The sequence below is a fragment of the Nitrospirota bacterium genome (genome assembly GCA_037386965.1).
In the GTDB taxonomy this organism is placed as follows: domain Bacteria; phylum Nitrospirota; class Thermodesulfovibrionia; order Thermodesulfovibrionales; family JdFR-86; genus JARRLN01.
The window spans coordinates 1-21725 of record JARRLN010000033.1; the positions used below are offsets into that span (position 1 = coordinate 1).

Annotated in this window: 27 protein-coding genes; 8 read left to right on the forward strand and 19 right to left on the reverse strand. The window is 65.6% G+C overall.

The genetic code is table 11. The features are described 5' to 3' along the window. Window positions 1–54: 54 nt before the first annotated feature. The 3 genes from P8Y39_06445 to hemB all read left to right on the forward strand — a co-directional run bounded on the left by P8Y39_06445 (window position 55) and on the right by hemB (window position 2456). Window positions 55–552: a DsrE family protein gene (locus P8Y39_06445; GenBank protein ID MEJ2191977.1), complete on the forward strand. Its 498-nt coding sequence runs from the start codon at window positions 55–57 to the stop codon at window positions 550–552. A gap of 306 nt (window positions 553–858) precedes the next feature. Beyond that, complete coding sequence (locus P8Y39_06450) at window positions 859–1248, forward strand: iron-sulfur cluster assembly accessory protein (protein MEJ2191978.1); 390 nt, start codon at window positions 859–861, stop codon at window positions 1246–1248. 236 nt (window positions 1249–1484) lie between these two features. Then, a complete protein-coding gene (gene hemB, locus P8Y39_06455) occupies window positions 1485–2456 on the forward strand; it encodes a porphobilinogen synthase (protein ID MEJ2191979.1) in 972 nt (323 codons plus the stop codon). 23 nt (window positions 2457–2479) lie between these two features. On the opposite strand, the gene radC is transcribed toward hemB, so the two are convergent. The 6 genes from radC to P8Y39_06485 all read right to left on the reverse strand — a co-directional run bounded on the left by radC (window position 2480) and on the right by P8Y39_06485 (window position 7068). Then, a complete protein-coding gene (gene radC, locus P8Y39_06460) occupies window positions 2480–3160 on the reverse strand; it encodes a DNA repair protein RadC (GenBank protein MEJ2191980.1) in 681 nt (226 codons plus the stop codon). Between the two features lie 244 nt (window positions 3161–3404). Next, the gene (locus P8Y39_06465) at window positions 3405–3785 is read right to left on the reverse strand and encodes a hypothetical protein (GenBank protein ID MEJ2191981.1); all 381 of its coding nucleotides are present in this window, start codon (window positions 3783–3785) and stop codon (window positions 3405–3407) included. Between the two features lie 212 nt (window positions 3786–3997). Further along, entirely contained in the window at window positions 3998–4198 is a 201-nt protein-coding gene (locus tag P8Y39_06470) for a hypothetical protein (protein MEJ2191982.1), read from the reverse strand. Window positions 4199–4454: 256 nt separating this feature from the next. Next, window positions 4455–5090, reverse strand: coding sequence for a class I SAM-dependent methyltransferase (locus P8Y39_06475; protein MEJ2191983.1), 636 nt, complete (start codon window positions 5088–5090; stop codon window positions 4455–4457). Between the two features lie 362 nt (window positions 5091–5452). Then, window positions 5453–6376 (reverse strand): tRNA (adenosine(37)-N6)-dimethylallyltransferase MiaA, encoded by a 924-nt coding sequence (gene miaA, locus P8Y39_06480; GenBank protein MEJ2191984.1) that lies wholly within the window; start codon window positions 6374–6376, stop codon window positions 5453–5455. A gap of 14 nt (window positions 6377–6390) precedes the next feature. After that, window positions 6391–7068 (reverse strand): TVP38/TMEM64 family protein, encoded by a 678-nt coding sequence (locus P8Y39_06485; protein ID MEJ2191985.1) that lies wholly within the window; start codon window positions 7066–7068, stop codon window positions 6391–6393. 236 nt (window positions 7069–7304) lie between these two features. On the opposite strand from P8Y39_06485, the gene P8Y39_06490 reads away from it, so the two are divergent. Both P8Y39_06490 and P8Y39_06495 read left to right on the forward strand, forming a co-directional pair. Further along, window positions 7305–7742: a secondary thiamine-phosphate synthase enzyme YjbQ gene (locus tag P8Y39_06490; protein ID MEJ2191986.1), complete on the forward strand. Its 438-nt coding sequence runs from the start codon at window positions 7305–7307 to the stop codon at window positions 7740–7742. Then, entirely contained in the window at window positions 7739–8638 is a 900-nt protein-coding gene (locus P8Y39_06495; GenBank protein ID MEJ2191987.1) for a diadenylate cyclase, read from the forward strand. The genes P8Y39_06490 and P8Y39_06495 overlap by 4 nt, the downstream gene beginning before the upstream one ends. On the opposite strand, the gene sfsA is transcribed toward P8Y39_06495, so the two are convergent. After that, entirely contained in the window at window positions 8635–9354 is a 720-nt protein-coding gene (gene sfsA, locus P8Y39_06500; GenBank protein ID MEJ2191988.1) for a DNA/RNA nuclease SfsA, read from the reverse strand. The genes P8Y39_06495 and sfsA overlap by 4 nt on opposite strands. Window positions 9355–9410: 56 nt before the next feature. Between sfsA and P8Y39_06505 the strand changes: the two genes are divergently transcribed. Next, the gene (locus tag P8Y39_06505) at window positions 9411–10328 is read left to right on the forward strand and encodes a PfkB family carbohydrate kinase (protein MEJ2191989.1); all 918 of its coding nucleotides are present in this window, start codon (window positions 9411–9413) and stop codon (window positions 10326–10328) included. 93 nt (window positions 10329–10421) lie between these two features. On the opposite strand, the gene P8Y39_06510 is transcribed toward P8Y39_06505, so the two are convergent. The 12 genes from P8Y39_06510 to atpD are packed head-to-tail and all read right to left on the reverse strand — an operon-like array spanning window position 10422 to window position 19602. Further along, window positions 10422–11681 (reverse strand): glycosyltransferase, encoded by a 1260-nt coding sequence (locus P8Y39_06510; GenBank protein ID MEJ2191990.1) that lies wholly within the window; start codon window positions 11679–11681, stop codon window positions 10422–10424. Beyond that, window positions 11678–12685, reverse strand: coding sequence for a galactose-1-phosphate uridylyltransferase (gene galT / locus P8Y39_06515; protein ID MEJ2191991.1), 1008 nt, complete (start codon window positions 12683–12685; stop codon window positions 11678–11680). The genes P8Y39_06510 and galT overlap by 4 nt, the downstream gene beginning before the upstream one ends. Next, window positions 12682–13584: a F0F1 ATP synthase subunit gamma gene (locus P8Y39_06520; protein ID MEJ2191992.1), complete on the reverse strand. Its 903-nt coding sequence runs from the start codon at window positions 13582–13584 to the stop codon at window positions 12682–12684. The genes galT and P8Y39_06520 overlap by 4 nt, the downstream gene beginning before the upstream one ends. Before the next feature lie 3 nt (window positions 13585–13587). Next, the gene (locus P8Y39_06525; protein ID MEJ2191993.1) at window positions 13588–15150 is read right to left on the reverse strand and encodes an alternate F1F0 ATPase, F1 subunit alpha; all 1563 of its coding nucleotides are present in this window, start codon (window positions 15148–15150) and stop codon (window positions 13588–13590) included. After that, window positions 15147–15923, reverse strand: coding sequence for a F0F1 ATP synthase subunit delta (locus tag P8Y39_06530; protein MEJ2191994.1), 777 nt, complete (start codon window positions 15921–15923; stop codon window positions 15147–15149). The genes P8Y39_06525 and P8Y39_06530 overlap by 4 nt, the downstream gene beginning before the upstream one ends. Window positions 15924–15926: 3 nt before the next feature. Then, window positions 15927–16214, reverse strand: a complete 288-nt coding sequence (locus P8Y39_06535; protein ID MEJ2191995.1) for a F0F1 ATP synthase subunit C — start codon at window positions 16212–16214, stop codon at window positions 15927–15929. Next, window positions 16207–16938, reverse strand: coding sequence for a F0F1 ATP synthase subunit A (locus P8Y39_06540; protein MEJ2191996.1), 732 nt, complete (start codon window positions 16936–16938; stop codon window positions 16207–16209). Before P8Y39_06540 ends, P8Y39_06535 begins: the two co-directional genes overlap by 8 nt. After that, window positions 16922–17254 (reverse strand): ATP synthase subunit I, encoded by a 333-nt coding sequence (locus P8Y39_06545; protein MEJ2191997.1) that lies wholly within the window; start codon window positions 17252–17254, stop codon window positions 16922–16924. Before P8Y39_06545 ends, P8Y39_06540 begins: the two co-directional genes overlap by 17 nt. After that, window positions 17251–17412 carry a hypothetical protein gene (locus tag P8Y39_06550; GenBank protein ID MEJ2191998.1) on the reverse strand — a complete coding sequence of 54 codons (162 nt, stop codon included), beginning with the start codon at window positions 17410–17412 and terminating at the stop codon, window positions 17251–17253. The genes P8Y39_06545 and P8Y39_06550 overlap by 4 nt, the downstream gene beginning before the upstream one ends. Before the next feature lie 8 nt (window positions 17413–17420). Continuing rightward, a complete protein-coding gene (locus P8Y39_06555; GenBank protein MEJ2191999.1) occupies window positions 17421–17774 on the reverse strand; it encodes an AtpZ/AtpI family protein in 354 nt (117 codons plus the stop codon). A gap of 2 nt (window positions 17775–17776) precedes the next feature. Beyond that, window positions 17777–18175 (reverse strand): F0F1 ATP synthase subunit epsilon, encoded by a 399-nt coding sequence (locus P8Y39_06560; GenBank protein ID MEJ2192000.1) that lies wholly within the window; start codon window positions 18173–18175, stop codon window positions 17777–17779. Continuing rightward, window positions 18157–19602 carry a F0F1 ATP synthase subunit beta gene (atpD, locus tag P8Y39_06565; GenBank protein ID MEJ2192001.1) on the reverse strand — a complete coding sequence of 482 codons (1446 nt, stop codon included), beginning with the start codon at window positions 19600–19602 and terminating at the stop codon, window positions 18157–18159. The genes P8Y39_06560 and atpD overlap by 19 nt, the downstream gene beginning before the upstream one ends. Before the next feature lie 208 nt (window positions 19603–19810). Between atpD and trpC the strand changes: the two genes are divergently transcribed. Both trpC and P8Y39_06575 read left to right on the forward strand, forming a co-directional pair. Continuing rightward, the gene (gene trpC, locus P8Y39_06570) at window positions 19811–20635 is read left to right on the forward strand and encodes an indole-3-glycerol phosphate synthase TrpC (protein MEJ2192002.1); all 825 of its coding nucleotides are present in this window, start codon (window positions 19811–19813) and stop codon (window positions 20633–20635) included. A gap of 50 nt (window positions 20636–20685) precedes the next feature. After that, window positions 20686–21294 carry a phosphoribosylanthranilate isomerase gene (locus P8Y39_06575; GenBank protein MEJ2192003.1) on the forward strand — a complete coding sequence of 203 codons (609 nt, stop codon included), beginning with the start codon at window positions 20686–20688 and terminating at the stop codon, window positions 21292–21294. Window positions 21295–21725: the final 431 nt, after the last annotated feature.

Genomic DNA, 21725 nt, shown 5'->3' on the forward strand with positions numbered 1-21725 from the left:
TTTTTATTTTATGAAAATATTTTAAATAGCGATCTCTAAAGAGAGAAGGGGGGTATGAGAATGAAGAGGAGAGTAACAATACTGAACTATCTATTACTTGCCATTTTTTTGTTCTCTGCAGTCTCTGTTTCTGCTGAGGAATACAAGGCTCTTGAGGGTGTAAAATCGACCAAGGCAATTTTTGATTTCAGGATAGGCGATGCAAAGAGCGCTGCGCTGCATATGGATTTGATATACCAGACATATAGAGATTTGGCGGCAATGAAGAAGGGACCGGACTTTGTGGTTGAGTTCATTGGTCCGTCAGTAAAATTAATCTCTAAAAACAGAGCAGGCTTCTCCCCTGAAGACCAGAAGACCCTTGATGAGATTGCCAAGACAATTACAGCAATGTCAAAGGATGGAATAAAGTTCGAGATCTGCCTCGCGGCCGCTAAGGTATTTAATGTAGACCCTGCGTCAGTCTTACCGGAGATTAAGAGAGTGGGAAATGGATGGATATCCGAGATCGGGTATCAGGCCCAGGGTTACTCTCTGGTTCCCGCGTTTTAGATGGCAGTAGTGGTTCTTTGCTCTTCGTTCCTTCACCATTCTTAATTAAGAAGGTCGTGAGGGAGATTTGAGTTCGGATGAAAAATTGTTCTAATGACAAATCACCTCGGCTGATGGCATGAAACGGAAATGCTGATATCAGGCTTATGCGCATTTGTATCGTAAATCCTTTTGTAGTTTCGTTTTACACTACTTGAGACCTTGCAGTGGAAGTCACACAGGTCTCGCCTGATTTCGATTCTATGCCCCGTCACTGCTGCAAACCGCTCTCACTCGCCGCCCTCTCAACACCCATGCCCCATCACGATGAGAGCCCCGGGCTCCAATCTCGGGCTCCGCGCCTTGTCATTTCTCCCCCGATGGGTTATCCTAGGAGGGAGAAAACTCATTGGAGGTACGGAATGTTTACGATTTCCGAAATCGCTGCCGAAGGCCGAGTGGGGCCTGAGAATATACACGGCCGGCGGCGGCTGCTGCGGGCCGGCCTACGGGATGGACGTGGAAGAGACTCCCCAGGCGGGGGACGAAGTGGTGGAGAAGAACGGCCTCCGGGTCTTTGCCGACCAGCAGACCTTCCAGAACCTCACCGGCATGGAGATGGACTTCGTGGACGACGGCGTCAACCAGGGTTTCGTCATCAAGGGGCAGAACCCCGAGCCGCCGTCCTGCGGGTGCGCGGGCGGTTCCTGCGGCTAAGGAACGGCCCTTGCCCGAGAGAAAGCGCGAGAGGGGGCTTCGGCCCCCTCTTTTCATGTTTACACGGAGAGCCGCCCTGTTTTAATATTGACGGCGGCCCCGGCCGGAGAGGCCTGCCGCACCGGCCCACGCCAAGGGGCCCGCATGCAGGGGGCCTTCCGAAAATACAGGTTCCGGCGTCAGGGGTGCCCGAGCGGCGCCCGCGCAGGGGGGCCTTTCAGGAGGGAGAAAAGAGGATGTTTCCCGTACACAGGCCCAGGAGGCTCAGGCAGAACGAGGTCATCAGGAGGATGGTCCGGGAGACCCGCCTGGGCGTCGAGGATTTCATCTACCCCCTCTTCGTCACCGAGGGCAAGGGGGCGCGCAAGCCCATCTCCTCCATGCCGGGCTGCTTCCAGGAATCCGTTGACGAGCTTGTACAAAACGCCCGCGAGGTTCACGCGCTGGGCATACCCGCCGTCCTGCTTTTCGGCATCCCCGAGCACAAGGACGAGGTGGGCTCCGGGGCCTACGACGAGAAGGGCGTGGTGCAGGAGGCCGTACGCGCCCTCAAGGACGCGGTCCCCGACCTTTACGTCATCACCGACGTCTGCCTCTGCGAGTACACCAGCCACGGGCACTGCGGCGTTGTCGAGGCCGGCAGGGTCCTGAACGACCCGACCCTCGAGCTTCTGGCCCGCGAGGCCCTCTCCCACGCCCGGGCCGGCGCCGACATGGTGGCCCCCTCGGACATGATGGACGGCCGCGTGGAGGCCATCCGCGACGCCCTGGACGAGCACGGATTTCCCGACGTGCCGGTCATGAGCTACGCGGCCAAGTACGCCAGCGCCTTCTACGGCCCCTTCCGCGAGGCCGCTGAGTCCACCCCCGAGTTCGGCGACCGCAGGAGCTACCAGATGGACCCCCCGAACAGGCGGGAGGCGCTGAAGGAGGTGGAGCTGGACATCGAGGAAGGCGCCGACATCGTCATGGTCAAGCCGGCCCTGGCCTACCTGGACGTCATCAGCGACGTCAGGGAGGCCTTCGACCTCCCGGTGGCCGCCTACAACGTCAGCGGGGAGTACTCCCTGGTGAAGGCCGCCGCCCAGATGGGCTGGGTGGACGAGACGGCGGCGATGATGGAGATACTGACGGCCATCAAGCGTGCCGGGGCGGACCTCATCCTCACCTACCACGCCAAGGACGCCGCCAGGCTCCTGAACGCGTAGCAAACGTTCCCCTTTGAGGCCCTCTAGAGGTCTCCCTTTTCGAGGAAGCTGTAGTACCCCCCGGGGGTGATGATGACGTGGTCGTGCACCCGGATGCGGAGCCCCCGGGCGATGCGGACGATCTCCTCCGTCAGGAGCTTGTCCTCCCGCGAAGGCCGCGCGCTGCCGCCGGGGTGGTTGTGCACGAGGATGAGGGCCGTGGCCTTGAGCAGGAGGGCCTGCTCCATTATCTTCCGGGGGTAGACCACCGCCTGGTCCACGGTTCCCTCATGGACGACCTCGTCGGCCAGCAGCTCGTTCTGGGTATTGAAGAAGAGCGTCCTGAACTGCTCGTCTCTCAATCCGGCCATGGCCGCCCGGCAGTAATCCAGCAGGGCCCTCGTGGAGGAGATGGCCGGCCCCACGCTGCGCGCCCCCTCCCGCAGATAGAGGGTAATGCAGTCCTTGAGCACGGCGAGGAACGTCGCCGAGTTCTCCCCGAGACCGTCCACCCGGAGGAGGTCCTCGGCGGGGGCGTCCAGCACCTCCCGCAGCCCGCCGAAGGTCCCAATGAGCGTCTTGGCCAGGGGCTTGACGTCCCGTCTCGGAATGCAGAAGGTCAAGAGAAGCTCCAGGACCTCGTAGTCCCGAAACCCCCCGAACCCCGTCTTCCGAAAGCGCTCCCTCAGCCGGCGCCTGTGGCCCAGATAGTGCGGCGTCAGCATAGGAAAAAATTATACGGGCAAGGCGGAGCATTTGTCATCGCTCCGGAAAGTTGCACCGAAAGGGCCATACCCCTCCTCTGAGCCGCGCGGCTCTCGCTCCATGTAGATGTCCCCTCGCCCGCCCTTCTTCCCTGCCCGGAAGGACTTCACGGCACATGAAAAAAAGGAAGAGGGCGGCCGCGAAGGGGGAGTGCGCGACTGCCCTCATGGGAGGAGGATGAAGGAAATTCCCCGCTATTTCATCTCAGTGCCATCCCGGCAGATAGAAGCCCGGCTGGCGCGGGGCCCCGTCCGGGCCCGGCCCCTCCGGTACACCGGGGCCGCCGGGCTGAAAGCCGGGGCCTCTCTGCGCACCCTGCTGGCCCTGCCATCCGGGACCGAAATGGCCTTGGCCGTCCCCGTAGCCCTGGCCGTGTCCGTAGCCCTGGCCGTGTCCGTAACCCTGGCCGTATCCGCCCATCATTCCGCGGCCCATCGAAGGGCCCATGAAGGAGCCCGGGCCTCCCTGGCCCATGCCCCATCCACCACCATGGCCCATCGCGGGACCCATGGCGTAGCCCATGCCGGCAAGAACCAGAAGACCGGTGAGCAGCGACACCGTTATGACCAAAATATTTTTTCTCATCTCTCTGCGCCCTCCTTTCTTCGTCATTCTCTGACTATGAGGATAACGCGCATGTTTGAACGCAAGATGAAGAAACCATGAAAACATTGTGAAGACGGCATGCGCCCTTCGAGGCACCGGAGACATGGGCCTGCCCCGGGGAGCATTCGGCGAGGTCCCTCCCCCCGGAGGCCCGAGGCGAGAGCACCACGGCCTCGGGAAAGAGCCCGGCCTTATTTACAGGAGGGGCACCGCCCCTCACCCTCCGGTGCCTGGGTCTTCTCGGCCACCGGGGGCTCCGCGCCGCAGCCCGAGCAGCACCCGCCGGTGCCCGCGCAGTGGCTCCCGCTTTTCTGTCTCTTCAGGGAACGGACGAAGAAAAACCCCACCACCCCGGCCGTCAGAAGCGAAAGCGCTATGTTCGTATAATCCATGGCCTGGCTCCTTGTTGCGACTGCGATTCAGTTACATCTATTGAACCACATCCCGCTCCCCCTGTCAAGCCCTTCGCCGGAGAAAATAAGTAAAGGGCGGCTGCGGGGGGTTTGCAGCCGCCCTTCCTTTGGGGGGATGATCCATGTACCACAAACAATACGCCCCAAATATGAAGAACCCGTGAAGAAAACATGAAGAAAATATGAAAAGCCGAAAAGGGGCCGGAAAAAGGATAGAAAAGGGGGACCGAGGTCCCTACTGACGCTTTTCCCCTTCGATGAGAAGGTAGATGTCGTGCCTGAGGAAGCGCGTCCCGGTCACCACGAGGTCCCGGTTCTCCCTGACGTGCCTCAGGGTATGGCGGTCGAACCGGGCCCCGTAGACCTTCTGCACAAAGGGCGTGAACATCCTCTGCCGGCGCAGGAGGCGCGGGTCGCTGGAGTATACCATCTCCAGCAGGCGGAACCTCCCGCCGGGCCTCAGGACGCGGGCCAGCTCTCCGACGGCCGCGGGCTGAAGCTCCCGGGGCAGGACACAGCAGAGGAAAGTGGCCACCACCCAGTCGTAGGCATCGGAGGGGACCTCGTCCATCATGCAGGCGTCCCCGCGCAGGAAGTGCACCGGGCAGCGGGCCTCGCGGACGCGCCCCGCCGCCTTCCTGAGCATGGCCGGGCTCAGGTCAAGCGCCGTAAGCTCCGCCTCCGGCGGATAATGCCTGAGGTTCCGGCCGGTTCCCACGCCCGCTTCCAGGACCCGGCCCCTGACGTCCCCCACCAGATGGGGCCGCCACCCCCGGTACCGCAGCTCCCAGGGGAAGTCCAGGATGTCGTAGAACCAGGCCGTGATGTTATACCGGGCAAGGTTGCCTCGATTCTTGTCGTGGACTTCCATCGGCTCTTCCCCGTCTCTATTTTACCCGACAGGGGCTCGACAAAGGGGGAAAGGCCTACACAAAGCCCGCAGACGGTGCTATGATGAGTCAATGCGGGCGGGCGCGAAGGGGGACCTTCCGAGGCGGTCTTCCATGCCCGTGCGGATGGTCTCTCGAGGCGAGATACAAGACGTCCGCATGCAGTTCTCCGAGCAATGGGCGCCCCTTTTCGAGGCCGGCTCCGAGGGCAGGATGCCCCGGCCGTCCCGGAGGGGGCCGGCTGCGCGGAGGCGGCTCTCCGCCGGGGAGGGAGCAGGCGTTGCTCCGTGAGAAACCCCTCTCTGCGGGAGCCGCTCCGTGCTGCACCTTCGGTGCGCGCGCCTCAGGGAATGCCGTACATTGCCAAGGCGGGCCAGAGGCGGCAAAGCACCTCCGGGCCGCTCCCAAGCCCCGTAACATCCACCCAGAGAAGGCCTTTCTCCCCCTTGAACCAGGTAAGCTGCCGCTTGGCATAGCGCCGCGTGTTTCTCTTGATAAGGCGCACGGCCTCTTGCAGGGAGTACTCCCCGGCCAGGTGAGCGGCCAGCTCCTTGTAACCGATGGCCTGAAGCGCCGTCCGTGAGGGGTTCATCTGGAGCACCCGGCGGACTTCCTCCGGAAGCCCCCGTCTGAGCATGCCGTCCACGCGCTCCTCTATCATCCGGTACAGCTCCTCCCGCGCCCTGAAAAGGGCCACCTTGGCGAACCGGTAGGGCAGCGGAGCGGTGCGGCTCTCCTGAAGCCGGGACATCCTCTCCCCGCTCAGGAGCGAGACCTCCAGGGCCCGGACGATGCGCCGCTTGTCGTGGGGGTCTATGGCCTTCGCGGCCTCGGGGTCCACCTCCCGGAGCCTCCCGTACAGGGCCGCCGTCTCCTCCCGGGCCAGCCCGGTGCGCAGGGCGCGGTCCGCCCCCGCCCCGGCGAAAAGACCGCGCGTCATGGCCTTTACGTAAAGCCCCGTGCCCCCCACCACCACGGGCACCCTGCCCTCGCCGTGGAGGCGCTCCACGATGGGCACCACGGCCTCCAGGTACCGGCCCACGCTGAACTCCTCGGAGGGCTCCACGATGTCTATCATGTGGTGGGGGACCTCCTTGCGCTCACTGGGCGTGGGCTTCTCGGTGCCGATATCCATGTGCCGGTAAATCTGCATCGAGTCGGCCCCAATTATCTCGGTGCCGAGCCTCCGGGCCAGGAGAACGGAGGCGGAGGTCTTTCCCACCCCGGTGGGCCCCACCAGGAGCAGCACGCGGTTCTCCCGTTTCATGCCCTATCGTACCATCAGAGCCTGCTTCCGAGGCGGCGGGAGAGTCGGTGCACGAGGAAGGTCAGGAGGATGCCCCCTGCCAGGAGTCCCGTCCAGACCTGCCAGCGCAGGTCGTGGATGCTGTCGCCGAGGACCACCATGAGGGTGGTGATGGGGAGGATGCCCACTGCGGTGGTCCAGGCGAAGGTCCACCAGGAGATGCCCGCCAGCCCGGCGAGGTAGTTTATGAGATTGAAGGAGATGACGGGGATGAAGCGGCTCAGAAAGAGCGCCCGGGCCCCGTAATCGGCCACCAGCCTCTCCTGCTTGCCGATGTCCTTGTCCCTGAAAATGCGCCTGACGAACGGGCGTCCCAGCCGCCGGGCCAGCCCGAAGGCGGCGAAGGCCCCGAGCATGGCCCCCGACCACGTCAGCGCCGTCCCCATGAGCACCCCGAAGGCCATGCCGTTGGCCATGGCGACGAACTCCGCCGGAAACGGCACGAAGGAGTGCAGCACCATGAGGCCGACGGAAACGGCATAGCCCCAGGGGCCCGCCGACTGGATGAGCCCCTGGATGTGCTCCTTGTCGAGATGGCGCCACACACCTTCGGGCAGGCCGCGAAGAAAAACGTAGCCCAGGCCCACCCCAAGGGCCGCGCCCATGACAACCAGAGAGATGACGATGACCCTGCGGCGGACAGGCTTTCTCATTGGGGCATATCCTCCACGGAAGGCCCGGAAAAATCCCTTCCTTCCGACATGGTAGCACAGGGGGTCCCGGACCCCGGCGGCACGGGCTCTCGAGGGGGCCAGGGCTCCCGACGGCAAATGGAAACCCTGCCGCCTTCTTTCTTCGGCCTCTTGACGCATTCCGCTATAATGAGAAGGACGCCGGAATTTTTCTAGGAGGTCCGCATGAAAACGGCATCCTTCGAGGCCGGGGCACGATGAGCTTCACTGAGCTTCTGCCGCTTAGGACCAGCGGGTTCTCCGATATCGTGGACATCACGGCCGAGGCGGCCCGGGCAGTGGCCCGCTCCGGCGTGCGGGACGGGCTGCTTACCGTCTTCTGCCGGGGCTCCACGGGTGCGGTCACCACCATCGAGTACGAGCCCGGCGTCGTCAGCGACCTCAAGCGGGCCATAGAGAACATGGCCCCCAGCGACATCCCCTACGAGCACGACCGCCGCTGGGGGGACGGAAACGGCTTCGCCCATGTCCGGGCCGCCCTCATGAAACCCTCCCTCACCGTCCCCGTGGTGGACGGCAGCCTCACCCTGGGCACCTGGCAGCAGATTGTCTTCATCGACTTCGACAACCGTCCGAGGGAAAGGGAGCTCGTCCTGCACGTCCTGGGGGAGAGCCCGCCCGGGGAGGCGGTGTGACGAAGGGACGGCACAGGAACCTGCTCCTGGCAAACGCCCTCCGCCTGGCCGGGGAGACCGGAAGCGACAAGCTTTTCGTCTTCGTCAATACCGAGCGGGAAGCCCGCAGATACCTCAAAGCCGGCCTCCCCGGCGAGGAGCACGTCGTCCTGGTCCTGCCCCGGGGGCTCCCGGTGACCCGCAGCGAGATAAAGCGGGCCGGCCTCGGGTCCCTGGAGAGCTGGTCGGGCAACCAGACACGGTTTTCCCGCATCAAGTATGCCTTCCTCCAGGGCGTCCTGGAGGGCATCATCCTTCCCACGAGCAAGGTGGTCTGCCTCATCGGGCCCTGGGGCTCCGACCACCTGGACACCATCACGGTGCACGACCTGTCGCTCTCCTGGAGCCAGGAGTTCCCCTTCGACGTCTCAAGCCTCCTGGCCAAGCGCTCCTTCCCCACGGCGATGGCCATGGTGGACGTGGCCCTGGACATAGGGGCAAGCGGCAGGGAGGGTAAGCCGGTGGGGACGATGTTCGTCATCGGGGACGAGGAAAACGTGCTCCGCAACTCCCACCAGGCCGTCTTCAACCCCTTCAAGGGGTACGCCCGCTCCGACAGAAAGATAGGCCGCCCCGAGGTGGTGGAGTCCATCAAGGAGCTGGCCCTCCTGGACGGGGCCTTCGTCATCTCCTCGGGGGGCGTGCTGGAGGCGGCGGGACGCCACCTGGACGCTGCCGGGGTGATGACTAAGGAACTGAGGGGCCTGGGCTCCCGCCACAGGGCCGCCGCCGGCATCACCCGGCGCACGGCTTCCGTGGCCGTGGTGGTCTCGGAAAGCACCGGTCGGGTCACCGTCTTCGACCGGGGGCGCATCGTGACCACCCTGGAGCCCTACATAAGCAGGCGCCTGGTTTAGAACCTGTCTCCCCCGCACAGGGGGAGGCCGCCCAGAAGATAAACGCCCCGGGCGCCGACGCTGAGCGCGAGGACCACCACCCCGACTCCGGCCCCCACTGCCTCCCGGAAGGCCCGGGCGTATTCGCGGTCTATGTCTTCCGCCGGGGCGAAACACCGGCAGTCCTCCCGCTGGACGAGATAGAGCATGAAGGCCCTTTTGCCCTCCTCCCTGGCCCGCATCAGGGCCCTCAGGTGTCTTCTGCCCCGCAGGGTCACCGCATCGGGAAACCGCGCCTCCGCTCCCACCCGGAGCGTCACGCTCTTGACCTCCAGATAGGCCTCGCCCCGGCCCGCCTCAAGGAGAAAATCGAGCCGGGAGTCCCCGTACGCGACCTCCCTCCTTTCGACCGCGTATCCCCGGAGCGCCTCCCCGGCAAGCCCCCGCTCGATGACCCTCGCGGCCCACGCGTTTGTGCGCAGGGTATTGACCGCCACCCATGTCCCCTCCACCGGCCGAAGAAGCTCCAGGGTATGGGCCGTGCGCCTCCCGGGGTCGCTGCTTTCCGAAAGCAGGGCTGGCGTGCCAGGCTCGAGAAGGCCCATCATGCTCCCCGGGTTCGGGCAGAAGGCCGTGACCACGGAGCCGTCCTCAAGCTCCACGTCCGCCAGAAAGCGCTTGTACCTCCTCTGGAGCCAGCCCGTGACAAGAGGGGGATACTCCGCTATTTTCACCATCCGTGCCTTCCTCCCACGCCTTTCCCTTTTCCCGCCCTCCCATTATAATGGTCCCCATGATGGTGGTGGGCATCGGGCAGTGTTCGTGGGACTACCTGGCCCTGGTGGACCGTTTCCCCGCGGAGGACACCAAGAAGGAGGTCCTCCGCTGGGAGGAGCAGGGGGGCGGGCCCGTGGCCACGGCACTGGTGGCCTTGAGGCGGCTCGGTATGAGCACCCGGTTTCACGGCGTGGTGGGCGAGGACCCCGCCGGAGAGCGCATCCGGGAGAGCCTGAAGGCCGAGGGGGTGGACACCGGGGGCCTTCTCCTCCGGCCGGGGGCGACGTCGCAGACGGCCTTCATCGTGGCCGAGCAGGCCACGGGCCGGCGGACCATATACTGGCGGCGGCCATCGGGCGCCCCGCTCGGTGCGAAGGAGCTGGGCCCGGCCTTTCTCGAAGGGGCCCGTTTCCTGCACCTCGACGGCCTCATGGCCGAGGCCTCTCTGCATGCCGCCCGGGGGGCCCGCAGGCGGGGCATCCCCGCCATGCTGGACGCCGGGCGCCTGAGGGAGGGCATGCTCGATGTGGCGCGGGAGGTGCCCTTCGTGGTGGCCTCGGAGGAGTTCGCCCGGGACCTAGGGATGAGGGCGGGCGGGGAGGAGGAGTTCCTTCGCCGGGCGGAAGGCATGTTTCCGGGGACCTTCACCGTCACCCTGGGGGCCCAGGGCAGCCTGACCCGCACCCCGGAGGGCCGCGTCTTCCATGTGCCCGCGTTTGAGGTGGAGGCGGTGGACACCACGGGGGCGGGGGATGTCTTTCACGGGGGATACATCTACGGCCTCCTCCGGGGTTGGGAGCTCCTGAGCACCGTCCGGTTCGCCGCCGCTCTGGCCGCCCTGGCGTGCAGACGGCCGGGAGGCCGCGCGGGCATTCCCGGCCTCACGGAGGTGGAGGGCTTTCTCTCCCGCCGGACGGAACGCCCGGAGTCCTAGAACCTGTCTCAAAATTGATTTCGGCTCAGCCCCGAAAAGCCTTGCGACTTTTCGGGGACCCCTGGCTGCAAGAGGCCTAATTTAAGACAGGTTCTAGCAGTACCGGCTCACCCGGTCCTTGAGCAGCCTGAAGTTCGCGTCGAAGGAGGCGAAGATGTCCAGGTACTCCTCGGCGTGGCGGGAGAGGAGAAAACGCTCCTTCACGGTCTCCCTCCCCTTCTGGCCGATTCTCCTTCTCAAGTCCTCGTCCCCGATGAGCTGGACGACCCTTTCGGCCGCCTCCTGTACCGAGGAGACCAGGAAGCCGTTGACCCCGTCTTCTATCTGGCAGCGGATGCCCCCGGCGTTGCCGCCGATGACCGGGGTGCCCTTCCACATGGCCTCGGCCACCGTGAGGCCGAACCCCTCGCGGATGGACTTCTGAAGCACCACGTGGGCCCGCCGCTGAAGGGCATTGACCAGGGCCGTGTCCTGCACGCTCAGGATGATGATGCGCTCCTCCCTCTCGTCCAGGAGGGAGTGGTAGACCGCCGCCCCCTCCGGGTCGTCGGTGGCCACGTTTCCCAGGAGCACCAGGGTGGCGTCGACCTCCTTGCGGGCCAGCTTGAAGGCCTCGATAACCCCCTGGGGGTCCTTCCAGCGGTCGAACCTCGAGACCTGCACCACCAGGGGCAGGTCGGTGGGAATGCCGTAGTGCTCGAGGCGCTCGTCGATTTCCTCGTCCGAAAACTCCCTGTTCTTGAGGCAAAAGGGATCTATGGCGGGTGTCAGGAAAAGCTGCGGCGCGTTGAGCTTTTGCTTGTAACCCTTCAGGGTCAGGACCACCGCGTCGTACATCTCCACGGCGGGGGCCAGGTAGTCCCAGAGCTCGGGGTTGGGGCTCGAGAGGTCCACGTGGCAGCGCCATAGCCAGGGGCCGCGCTTCCGGTAGTGCTGCACCATCATCAGGGGCTGCGGGTCGTTGACCACCACCACGTCGTGCCCCAGGTGGTTCCTGACGACGTTTTCGTAGATGACCTCCTCGTAGATGCGCTTCTTCTTTGCGGTGAGGTTGATGTCCCCGCCCTGGAGGGCGTTGTGCATTTTCTTGGTGACACTGAAGAAGTCCGGCGAGCCCTGGATGACCCGCCAGCCCGTCTTGATGCCCATGCTTCCCATCAGAAGGGTGAGAGAGGACAGAAGCTCCGCCACGCCTCCCCCGTAATAGGTGGAGTTTATGTGCACCATGTGCAGGTCCCGCAGGCCCGCCGCCTTCTTCAGGATGCGCTCCACGGCCTCCGCGCCGATGTGCCGCTCGTAATCCTCGATGTGCACGATTCTGTGGTCCGTCACCATACCGGTCTCCTCCTTCATTGCTTCCCCTCCCCGCGCAGAAAGGCCGCGTCGTCCTCCGGCAGGGAGGGGTTGATGCCGATGCCGGAGCCTATCTCGAAACCGGCCGCCGTAAGAAGGCGCGGCCTGACCTGCACGTACCAGTGAAGCCGGGGCTCCCCGGCCCGGTAGCGCGCAGAGGTATTGACGACCATGTTGTAGTCCGGGTCCCCGAGCCTCCGGTGCAGGATGCCCAGCGCCCCCCGGAGGGCCGAGGCCAGGTCCCGGGCCTCCTCCTCGCTCATGTCTCCGAAATCGGCCCGGTGGATGCGGGGCATCACCCAGAGCTCGAAGGGGACCTCCGCGGCATAGGGCACGAAGACCAGGAAGGAGGCGTTCGCGAGGACGACGCGCAGGCCCGCCCTCTCCTCGAACTCCAGGATGTCGCAGAAGACGCACCGGCCCCATTCGTCGAAGTACCGCTCGGCCTCCTCCTCCCTCCACCGGACGTGGTGGGGGACCATCCCGGTGGCGATGAGCTGGGAGTGCGGATGCCTCAGGGAGGTTCCGGCCCGCTCGCCGTGGTTTCGAAAGACGATGACCATCATCGTCTTCTCCTCCTCCGTGAGGACCCGGTAACGGCTGAGGTAGGTCCGCACGATGCCGCCCGCCTCCTCCTCGCTCATCTGCCCCGGCTGGAGGTTATGCAGGGGCGTCTCCACGATGACCTCGTGGTGGCCGAAGCCCCCCATGGCCAGGTAGATGCCCTCCCGGCTTCTGGCCAGCTCTCCGGTGGGGGTCAGGGCGGGAAACTTGTTCGGCACCACCCGCGTGAGCCACCGCCCCCGGGCATCGCGCACCTCCTCGATGATGTCCGGCAGGCGTCCCTCGTTGCCGGGGCAGAAGGGACAGTCCGGGTCGTGCTCCGGCTCGCGGGTGCGGCCCTCCCGGGGGCGCATGAAATCCGTGGGCCGGCGCCTCCGCTCCGGGGCGAATATGACCCACTGGCGCGTCGCCTTGTTCTGGCGGACCTGGCTTTCCTTCATGTCTCACTCCTTTCGCCGCCCAGGGCCTCGAACCCGCTGATGACGTCCAGGAGCTCCGAGGTTATGGCGCTCTGCCGCATGCGCCGGAAAGAGCTCTGGAACTCCTCGAGCCGCTCCTCTATGTTGCGCTCCGCGGCCTGCATGGCCGAGAGGCGGCCTGCGCTCTCGGCGGCCATGGACTCCGCCTGCGCCCTGTACAGGGACACGAAAAGGTACTGCCGCACAAGGGCCGAAAACAGGGCCTGCCTCTCCATGGTGAAGGCCGGCACCTGGCGGGTGGGCCATCCCTTCTCCATGAGGTCCCGGTACCAGCTCTCATCGAGGGGAAGGAGCCGCATGGTGCGGGGCTCGTAGGCCGCCCCCGCCAGGGGCCTGTTATGAAACAAAAGCACCCGGCGCATCTCCCGCTCCCTCTGCCATTCATCCAGCCTCGTGAGGACGTGCTGGACAATCGACGTGATGCCCGGCAGGGAGGCCGGCACGGCCAGGAGCTCGTCGATGTCCACCCCCTCCTGCGCAAGAAGCTGCCCGGCCCGGGAGCCGATGACAAGCGTCATGAGGCCGCCGGCCCCGCCCCGCTCCATTGCTCCCAGGGCGTGCGTTACGATGTGGTCGTTAAAAGCGCCGCAGAGCCCCTGGTCCGAGCCGAAGACCACCGCGCAGGCGGCGCCCCCTTCCTCCTCGGCCCGGCGGGCCCGCCGGCCCAGGGCCGCGCGTCTTGCCCGAAACAGCGCCCTCAGGGCGAGCGCCACCGTGTGGTCGTACTGGCCGATGGAGGCAGCCGCCTGCTCGTAATGGCTGATGCTCACCGCGGCCAGGCTCTTCATGGTGCCCACGATGTCCAGAAGGTCCTGGGCGCTCTGGATGCGGCGCCCGAGCTCTTGCAGCGTCTGTGCCACAGGCTACCTCCTCTCCGTGATGCCGCGGACGGCTTCCTCGGAAACCTCCCGCAAGGCCTTCCTGTCGCGGTCCCCGAGCCTCTCGCCTGCCAGGACCCTCTCGGCCAGCGCGGGCAGCCTCTCCCAGAGGGCCGCGCGGATGCGCCGCTCGGCCTCGGCCACCATGTCCAGGGGCACCGCGTCCAGGACCCCCGCGTTTACGGCATGCAGGACCGCTATCTGCTCCGGCGCGGCCACGGGCTCGTACAGGGGCTGCTTCAGAACCTCGCGCACCCTGCGGCCCCTCTGAAGTCTCCGCTTCGTCTCCTCGTCCAGGCGCGTACTGAACCGGGCGAACTTCTCAAGCTCCACGAACTGGGAGTACGAGAGCCTGAGGTCCCCGGCCACCGCGCGGTAGGCCGCAAGCTGGGTCTTGCCTCCCACACGGGAGACGGACTTCCCCACGTCCACGGCGGGCATCGCGCCCTGGTGGAACAGGGCGGGGGAGACGTAAATCTGTCCGTCCGTTATGGAGATGAGGTTGGTGGGGATGTACGCCGAGACGTTCTGCGCCTCCGTCTCGATGATGGGAAGCGCGGTGAGAGAGCCGCCGCCCCTCTCTTCGCCGAGGTGGGTGGAGCGCTCCAGGAGGCGGGCGTGGATGAAGAATATGTCCCCGGGGTATGCCTCCCTGCCGGGGGGACGCCTGAGCAGGAGGGACAGCTCCCGGTACGCCCGGGCGTGCTGCGTGAGGTCGTCGAAGACGACCAGGGCGTCTTCGCCCCGCTCCATGAAGTACTCGCCCATGGCCATGGCCGCATAGGGGGCGATGAACCGCATCCCCGCAGGCTCCTCTCCGGAGGCCACCACCAGGACCGTCTGCTCGAGCGCCCCGCGCTTTTCCAGGTCGCTGGCGACACGGGCCACCGAGGAGTCGCGCTGCCCCACCGAGCAGTAGACGGAGCGCACCTCCGTGTCGCGCTGGTTGATGATGGCGTCCACGGCAATGGAGGTCTTTCCCGTCTGCCGGTCCCCCAGGATGAGCTCCCTCTGCCCTCTCCCTATGGGTATGAGGGCGTCGACCACCTTGAGGCCCGTCTGAAGGGGCACCGTCACCGGCAGGCGGTCCATGATGGGCGGGGCCTCCCGCTCCACCGGCCGGCGGCGGTGGGCGCCTATGGGGCCTTTGCCGTCCAGGGGCCGGCCGATGGCATCCACTACCCTGCCCAGAAGGGCGTCGCCCACCGGCACGTCCACGACGCGCCCCGTGCGGCGCACGTCCGAGCCGGCGGCAAGCTCCGGGCTCTCCCCCAGAAGGATGGCCCCCACGGAGCCCGGGTCGAGGTTGAAGGCTATCCCGTAGACCCCGCCCGGGAAGGCGAGAAGCTCCTCGGAGCGGGCCCCCTCAAGGCCCGCCACCCGGGCCACCCCTCGGCCGACGGAGACCACGGTGCCCCTCTCCCGTACCTCAACGGCCGCCCGCTTCCCCCTGAGGGCGTGCTCCAGGGGCTCGAAGGCCTCCTTGAGGACGGCCGCCAGCGTCTCCGGCGCATTCCCCGGGGACTCTTTCCCCTGCATCCGCGTCATGAGTCCCCTCCGCCCTCCCCCGTTTCTTCTTCTATCGCCTCCCGGGCGGCCCGCTCCAGGGAATCGAGGTACTCAGAGAGGTTCCAGCCCACCACGTGCTCCCGCGTTCTGAGGGCGATGCCGGCAAGGAGGTCGCTCTGCACCTCGAAGGTGACCTCCCGGCCCTTCCCCACAATCTCACGGAGAGCGTTCTCTATCTCCCTCTTCATCCCGGAGGAGACCTCGAAGGCGGTGGCCACGCTTATTGAAGGGCCTTCGAGGGCTTCCCTCATCTTTCTCTTCTCGTCCTTTTTCATACCCTCAAGCCTTTGGAGGAAGACATGGACCATGTGCTCCTCGAGCTCGTGGTCGGCCAGGTCGGCCAGGGCCCGCCGTGCCACCCTGAAGACCTCCCGGCCCGAGAGGCGCCTCAGTTCCTGGAGAAAAGCGCTTTTCTCCCGCGCGAGGGCCCCGTGCCACTCGTCCTTGAGCCGGTCCACCTCGGCCCGCGCCTTCCCCTCGAGCTCCCTGCGCCTCTTGTCCGCCTCGCGGCCCGCCTCCCCGAGCATCTCCTCGCGCTTCTCGTCAAGCTCCTCCCGCCTGCGCCTGAAGGAGCGCATCTCCTCGTCAGCCTGCTCTTCCTTCTGGCGGGCCTCCCTGAGCCGCGCGGCGATGCGCTCTTGCCGGGCGTCCATGGCCCTCAGGACGGGGCCGTAGAGAAACCGCCTGAGGAGGAAGACCAGCACCAGGAAATTGACGATCTGGGCGCTGGTGGTCGTCCAGTCGATGAGCACGGGCTATCCCCCCTGCGCGGCGGCCTGGGCCAGGAAGTGGTTCCAGAACGGGTTGGCGAAGATGAGGATCATCGAGACGACGAAGGCGTAGATGGCCGTCGACTCGATCATGGCCAGGCTCACGAAAAGGGTCCTGGTGATGGTGTTGGCCTCGTCGGGCTGCTGGGCCAGGGCACTGAGGGCGCTGGCCACGGCCCGTCCCTCTCCCAGGGCCGGCCCGATGGAGCCCATCCCGATGGTGATGCCCGCCGTGGCGGCCGAGACCATGCCGATAAGCGTCAAGCTATCCATGTTCTTTCTCCTTTGCTCCTTTTTTCTCTTCCTTCTCCTTCATCTCCCTTTCCTTCTGCTCGAAGGAACGCGACGCGGAGGCGATGTAGACGATGGCAAGGACGGCGAAGATGTAGGCCTGTATCACTCCGGTCAGAAGCCCCAGGGCCTCCATGACCACCGGAAAAACGAACGGTATGACGGCCAGGAGAATGGCGGCGATGAGGTGTCCGCTCATGACGTTGCCGAAGAGGCGGACGGCCAGGGCCACGGTGCGGGAGAACTCCCCCAGGACGTTGAACGGCAGCATGAAGACCGTGGGCTGCACGTAGTGCCTGGCGTATTCCGCGACCCCCTGCTCCAGGACGCCGAACAGGGGCGTGGCCGCAAACACGCATATGGCCAGCCCCGTCGTGGTGGACAGGGAGCCCGTGGGCGGGATGTACCCCGGGACGATGGACAGGACGTTGGACGTCAAGACGTACAGAAACAGGGTCCCCACGAAGGGCAGGTACTTCTCCGGCTCCTGGCGGCTTATGTCCCGGATGTGGTCCCGGGCCCCCGAGACGAGGACCTCCAGGAGGTTCTGCCAGCGGGACATCTCCTCCCCCGAGCTGAGCCGCCGGGTGAGGAGCCAGGAGCCCCCGGCCAGCAGCAGCATGATGCCCCAGGTGAAAACGATGGTGGCGTTCAGGGCGAAGGGCCCGTATCTCCAGAAGACCAGGGCGTCAGAGGTGATTTCCATTCCCGCCTCCCGCCCCCCGGGGCTTTTTCCCCGCCCCGGGGGGCGCCGGACGCACCCGGTGCATGATGGATGTCCTTACGATGAGGAAGCCCGCCAGGGCCCCGAGGAGCCTCTCCCACCGCTGGTCCATGATGAGATAGAAGCCTCCCAGAACCAGGGACATCCTCAGAAGAAGGCTTGCCAGGCTCACCGCGAAGGGCCGCGCGGTCTGGGCGATTCTCTTGGTGGTCACCCAGAGGCCCGCATAGTTTGCCGCCCCCAGGGCCGCACCCCCCAGGGCGCAGAGGAGGAGGACCAGGACATAGTCGGCGCTCATCGGGCACCCTCCTCAAGCCGAACCAGCATGCGCCTGAGGGCGGCCGGCGAGAGAATGCAGGTGGCCAGGGTCACCAACACCATGGCGGAGAAAACCCGGGGAGGCACCAGGGTGAGCCCCACCAGCATCACCTCCGTGGTCACCTGCTCAAAGTGCATCCGCAGCACTACCCTTTCTTTTCATCCGACGAGGACCTCCTCCTGCGCTCTATCTCCCTCCGCTCCCTGGACACCCAGAACCATGCGTTCAGGCATCCCAGGGCCAACCCGACCACCAGGCCTGTGAGGGTCCAGGACACTTGGCCGCCTCCGTACCGGTGGTCAACCCAGGCGCCGACGGCCACCCCCATGAGGGTGGGAATGGCCACCGACCATCCCACGAGCCCGAACATCCCGAGCCCGAACCACACGCTCTCTTTCCCTTCCTTCCGGGCCCTAAGCTTCCGCTCCTCCTTCCTTGCCACCTCCCTGCGGAAGGTCTCGCGGTCCTCGTCGTCCCTTTGCTCCCGGGGCTCCTGCACGCTCACTCCTCCAGCCGTATGTGCTGACGGATGAGGCCGGCCTCAAGCCGCGCCATGACCGAGCGGGCCGCCCGCTCCCTCTCGTCAAGCACCATGAACTGCTCCCGCACGTGCTCCCTGAGCTGCCCCAGGTCCGGCCCCAGCACGGCACGCCGGGTGCAGACCAGCACGTCGCCCCCGGCCTTGACGAGCACCCCCGCGTCCAGGGCGACGAACACCTCCCGGCCGGAGTCGTCCTCAAAGGACAGGATGCCCGGCACAAGGGAGGTGGCCAGGTCCACGTGCCGGGGCAGGAGGGTGAAGGAGCCCCGCTCGTCCTCGGCCTTCACTTTGCGCGCTGCCTCCTCAAGCAGGACCTCCTCGGGCAGGATGACCTTGAGCTTCACGCTCTTGCCTCCCACCGCTCTTTCTTCCGCCGGGCATCCTCCACCCCTCCAATCATGTAAAAGGCCTCCTCCGGGTAATCCTCGAACTCGTCGTTCAGGATGCGCTCGGAGCCGCCGAGGGCGTCCGTGAGGGCCACGGTCTTCCCCCCGATGCCCGTAAACTGCTCCGTGGCGAAGAAGGGCTGGGTGAGAAACCTCTCCAGGCGTCGCGCCCGGTTGACCACTTTCCGGTCCTCCCGGGAAAGCTCCTCCAGGCCCAGCATGGCGATGATGTCCTTCAGGTCCTCGTAAGCGGCCAGGGTGGAGCGGATGTGCTGGGCTATGCGGTAGTGCCTCTCTCCCACGATGCCGGGCATGAGCATCTTGGAGTCGGACTGAAGGAGGTCCACGGCGGGATAGAGACCCTCGCCGGCCCTCTTTCTGGAAAGCACCACGAAGGCCGAGAGGTGGGTGAAGGTGTGCACCGCCGAGGGGTCGGTGAAGTCGTCGGCGGGCACGTAGACGGCCTGCACCGAGGTTATGGACCCGCTCCTGGTGGAGCAGATGCGCTCCTCCAGTTCCGCCAGGTCCGTGGCCAGGGTGGGCTGGTATCCCACCCGGGAAGGTATCTGGCCCATCAGGCCCGAGACCTCCGAGCCCGCCTGGATGAAGCGAAAGATGTTGTCCATCAGAAGGAGCACGTCCTGCCTCTCGTCGTCCCGGAAATACTCGGCCATGGTCATGGCGGCATGCCCCACCCGGAAGCGCGCCCCGGGGGGCTCGTTCATCTGCCCGAAAACGAGCACGGAGTTCTTGAGGACCCCGGCCTCACGGATTTCCCTGTAAAGCTCCTCCGCTTCCCTCACCCTCTCGCCGATGCCGCAGAACAGGCTCACCCCCTTGTGCAGGCCCACCATGTTGTGGATGATTTCCATGATAAGGACGGTCTTGCCCACCCCGGCCCCTCCGAAGAGCCCCGCCTTCCCCCCGCGCTCCAGGGGGGAAAGCACGTCGATGGCCTTGATGCCGGTGCTGAAGACCTCGGAGACGACGGTGCGCTCGGTAAGGGGAACCCGGGGGCGCCGGAGGGGCCTCTTTGCGGATTCACCCAGGGGCTCCCGCCGGTCTATGGTCTCCCCGAAGACATTGAAGACTCTGCCCAAGGTCTCTTTTCCCACGGGCACCCGAAGAGGGTGGGCGGTGTCGACGACCGGAGAGCCGCGGGGAAGCCCCCGCGTGGCCGTGAGAGAGATGCTCCGGACGGTATCCGCGCTTACGTGGGTGAGCACCTCCAGGACGACCTCGCCGTTCTCCCCGGCCCGAAGCTCCGTGCCCATGGGGGGAAGGCCACTCTCGAACCGGACGTCCACCACGCTGCCGCGGACCGAGGCCACGCTGCCTCTCCTTGCCTCGCCGAAGGCGCCCAAGGGGTTGCTCTCCGTTACGTTTTCTCCAGCCGGCATCTCTCCTCCCTCACTAAAAAGAGCCGAATGTCCGCCCCGCGCGCCCCGCCCCCCGCCAGGCGGACCGTCAGCTCCCTCGCCAAAACAATAAGCCTTGCCTATCAGAATATCTAACGCATGAACAGGGTCTTGTCAACTGCCCTGCCCCAGCGCATGCGCTCTCCCGGTCCGTTGAAAAACGCCGCGCTTTCCGACTAAACTTCTGAAAATGGGCATCCTTGACGATATAGTCCTGAGGCGCAGGGAACGCCTGGCGGCCGCCATGCGGGAGCTGCCCCTCAGGGAGGTCCGTGCCAGGGCGCGGGACGCCGAGGCGCCCCGGGACTTCCGCGCGGCCGTAACGCGGCCCCGGGAAGACGGCCTGCCCCGGGGAGGCATCCGGCTCATCGCCGAGGTGAAGCGGGCATCCCCCTCGCGGGGGGTCATCCGTCGGGACTTCGACCCCCGGAGCATCGCCCGCGCCTACGACAGCCGCGCCGACGCCATCTCGGTCCTCACCGAGGAGGACTTCTTTCAGGGCGACCTGGCCTACATCGCCCAGGTCAAGCGGGCCTCCGGCCTACCGGTGCTGAGGAAGGACTTCATCATCGAGGAGTATCAGCTCCATGAGTCCCGCGCCCGGGGAGCGGACGCCGTGCTCCTCATCGCCGACATCCTGGAAGGCTCCCAGGGGAAGGAGTTCGTCCAGATGGCACGGGAGATGGGCCTGGCCGTCCTATTCGAGGCCCACGACCTCCGGGGCCTGGACAGGGTCCTCCGCTCGGGAGCGGACATCGTGGGCATCAATAACCGCAACCTCTCCACCCTGTCGGTCGACCTCGGGAGCACGTTCGCCCTGATGAAGGACATCCCCCGGGAGAAGACCGTGGTGAGCGAAAGCGGCATCGGCGCCCGGCGCGACGTCGAGCGGCTCGAGGAGGCTGGCGTGGACGCCATCCTCGTGGGCACGGCCTTCATGGAGTCCCCCGACATCCAGGCACGGATGAACGAGCTCCTGGGTCCGCCCGAGGAAACCCCTCCCGCGCGCCACTGACCCGCGCACCGACTCTGTATTTGGGGCGGGCCCGCGCGTTATACTAGGAAATGGTCCGTGTGAAGATCTGCGGCATCACCAACCGCGATGACGCCCTGGCCGCGGCCGGGATGGGAGCGGACGCCCTGGGCTTCGTCTTCTTCAAGGGGAGCCCGCGGTCCGTATCGCTCCGGGACGCGGCAGCGATAATCCCGGCCCTTCCCCCCTATGTGACCACGGTGGGCGTCTTCGTCAACGAGACGGCCGAGAACATCAGGCGCACCGTAAACCAGTGCCACCTGGACGCCGTGCAGTTTCACGGGGAGGAGCCGCCGGAGGCCTGTAACATCGTGACCCGGGCCATCAAGGCCCTCCGGGTGCGGGACCTGGAGGACCTGGAGCCCCTCTCCCTGTATCACGTGGCGGCGTATCTCCTGGATGCCTACACCCCGGATTCCTTCGGCGGGACGGGCACGCTTTTCAACTGGGACATCGCCCTTGAGGCCAAGCGTTTCGGACCCGTCATCCTCGCCGGCGGACTGACGCCGGAGAACGTGGCCCAGGCGGTTCGCCACGTGCGCCCCTATGCCGTGGACGTCAGCAGCGGGGTGGAAGCCCGCAAGGGGAAAAAGGACCACCGCAAGCTCCGGGCCTTTATCGAACGCGCCAAGGCCACCTGAGTGCCGGGGCCCGTGCCGGCCTCCCTCGCCCAAATGCCGATGCCTTGACATGAAAAGGGAGCGTCCGGGCGCTTCCTTTTTTGAAACGCCCCGAGAGATTTGATTAGGGAATAACGGTTTTAGGCAGATGGGTTATGCCAGGGGACCGGAAAAACATCCTCGCTTCCAGTCTCCAGTTTCTAGAACCTGTCTCAAAATTGATTTCGAAGCGAAAGAGAGAATAAATGGCGACAGACAAGGAGGGAAGGGGAAATCGCCCGGAGGCGCAGCAGCGCTGCGTTGAGGACGATTTTCCCTTCAGGACGCCGTATGCCGCCATTTAGGCCTCTTGTAGCCGGAAGCAATTTTGAGACAGGTTCTAACCCCCTACCCGGACCACCGTCTTGAGGTTTCCCCGGGGGTTGAAGTCCCCCACCACCTCCAGCCGCCGG